The following is a 2,037-nucleotide window of genomic DNA, read 5'->3' as shown; positions in this document are numbered from 1 at the left end:
GGGGTCGTGCGGGCGGGGGCCGGAGAGGGTGGTGCGGTGGGAGCCGGCGGAGGTGGTCGGGGTCACCGGAAGCGAGATGAATCCGACCCGGTCAGCGTGCTAATCTTCAGATGTCGCCAGGGCAACACGGCGGCAACACCCAATTTGCGCGGGTGGCGGAATAGGCAGACGCGCTGGATTCAGGTTCCAGTGCCCGAAAGGGCGTGGGGGTTCAACTCCCCCCTCGCGCACACAGTAAGAGGCGGCACCGTGAAAACGGTGCCGCCTCTTTTTGTTCGGGGGCTGGGGCGGTTTGTTCGGGGGCTGGGGCGGTCGACGGGGGCGGCGGGTGTGACATCAGCCGCTTCTGGTCCTGAGGGCGCGGGGTCCGGGGTGGAGCCCGACGCCGGGCCCGGGACCCCGGACCCCGGACCCCGCGTCGGAGCGTGAGCTGTCACACAGCCGGTCAGGCGGCCAGTCGCGCGGCCAGCGCCTTCGCCTTGACGTCCGCGTCCTCGAAAGCCTTCTCGCGGCTCGCCTGCGCCAGCGGCCGCAGCTCCGCCAGCTCCTCCTTCATCGGCGCCAGCGTCAGCTCCGGCACGATGAAGTCGACCTCCGCGCCCAGCATCCCGGTGAGCACCTTCTCGACGTAGTTCGTCACGAACTCGAAGCTCTCGCGCGGCGTCCCGGGCGCGTACGAACCGCCGCGGCTCGCGATCACGGTGAACGGCAGCCCCTTGACGGTGCTCTCGGGGCCACCGGTGCGGCCGACCACGATGACCTGGTCCAGCCACGCCTTGAGCGTCGAAGGGATCGAGAAGTTGTACATGGGCGCCGCGAGCAGCACCGCGTCGGCGGCCTCCAGCTCGGCGACCAGCTCCTCGCGCGCCGCGACGGCCGCGCGCTGCTCCCCGGTGTGCTGCTCGGCGGGCACGAAGTCGGCGGAGAGGGCGTCCCAGCCGAGGTGCGGCACGGGGTGGGCGGCGAGGTCGCGGTGGACGACGGTGCCGCCGGGGTGCGCCTCCAGCCAGTTCTTGACGAACGCGGCGCCGACCTCGCGGGAGGCGGACTGCTGAGGGGCGAGGGCCGAGTCGATGTGCAGCAGGGTTGCCATGGGGACTCCAGGTGCTTCGTACGTCCGGCTTCCGGGTGGTTCCGGGTGGACGGGAACGGGGGTGGGGGCACGGGTGTGCCGGGGCGGGACGAGGAGCGTGCCGAGGGACGCGCCGAGGGGCGTGCCGAGAGCGTGAACTTTCCTCTAGAACTAGTAATAACACAGGTGCTTACTTTTCCGCAGTGATGGCCTGGAGGGCAGTACCCTGGGACGCATGGCGGAGAAGACGGAGAGCGACGCGGCGTGTACCGAGGTCGGCAGGGGGATGACCCTCGTCTTCAACCTGCTGGGCAAACGCTGGACGGGGCTGATCGTCGCCGTGCTGATCCCGGGCCCCGCGCACTTCGCCGATCTGCGCCGGGCCGTTCCCGGCATCAGCGAGCGGATGCTCTCGGACCGCCTCACCGAACTCGCGGCCGCGCGCCTCGTCGTGCGCGAGGTCGACGAGGGCCCACCGCTGCGCGTCAGTTACCGCCTCACCGAGGCCGGCGAAGCGCTCGGCCCCTCGCTCGCCTCGCTCGGCGACTGGGCGGAGCGGTATCTGGAGGACGTGGGCTCCCCCTGCACGGAGGCTCGCGCCGCTGCCCGCCGGGCGACGGGGGACGCGGACGCGGGGTGCTGAGGCGGGCGGCGGGCTGACGGGGTGCGGGCGCGGGGGAGTCGAGGGGGCGGTGGGGGCCGCGTCGTAGGGTGCCTGCCACACGTACAGCGCCCGGACCCGTCCCGTACCCGTGGGAACGGTGGGGCGCGCGGACGAGGGGGCGGTCGGCGCATGACGGAGACGGTGGCGGCGGATACGGCGGCGGGGGCCCGCGCGGGAGCGGGCGGGGCGGCTCGTACGGAGGCGGACGCCGCGCCCCGTACCGAGGGGCCGGCGGTGACACGTACCGGGGCGGGGCCGGGGCGGATACCCGAGGTGGCCGGATTCGCGCGGCGGGGCGGGG

2 protein-coding genes and 1 tRNA gene are annotated in these 2,037 nt (G+C 73.0%); 2 read left to right on the top strand and 1 reads right to left on the bottom strand.

The window, feature by feature from the left end:
- Positions 1 to 146: 146 nt before the first annotated feature.
- Positions 147 to 230 (top strand) — tRNA-Leu (locus tag G3I42_RS20455).
- 215 nt (positions 231 to 445) lie between these two features.
- Here G3I42_RS20455 and G3I42_RS20450 read toward each other — a convergent pair.
- Entirely contained in the window at positions 446 to 1,093 is a 648-nt protein-coding gene (locus G3I42_RS20450) for an NAD(P)H-dependent oxidoreductase (protein ID WP_164287968.1), read from the bottom strand.
- Between the two features lie 214 nt (positions 1,094 to 1,307).
- Here G3I42_RS20450 and G3I42_RS20445 point away from each other — a divergent pair, with 214 nt between their 5' ends.
- Positions 1,308 to 1,715 (top strand): helix-turn-helix domain-containing protein, encoded by a 408-nt coding sequence (locus G3I42_RS20445; protein WP_164287966.1) that lies wholly within the window; start codon positions 1,308 to 1,310, stop codon positions 1,713 to 1,715.
- Positions 1,716 to 2,037: the final 322 nt, after the last annotated feature.

It is taken from the genome of Streptomyces sp. SID11385 (assembly GCF_010548245.1).
GTDB lineage: Bacteria > Actinomycetota > Actinomycetes > Streptomycetales > Streptomycetaceae > Streptomyces.
This window is presented reverse-complemented; position numbering and strand designations above follow the sequence as displayed.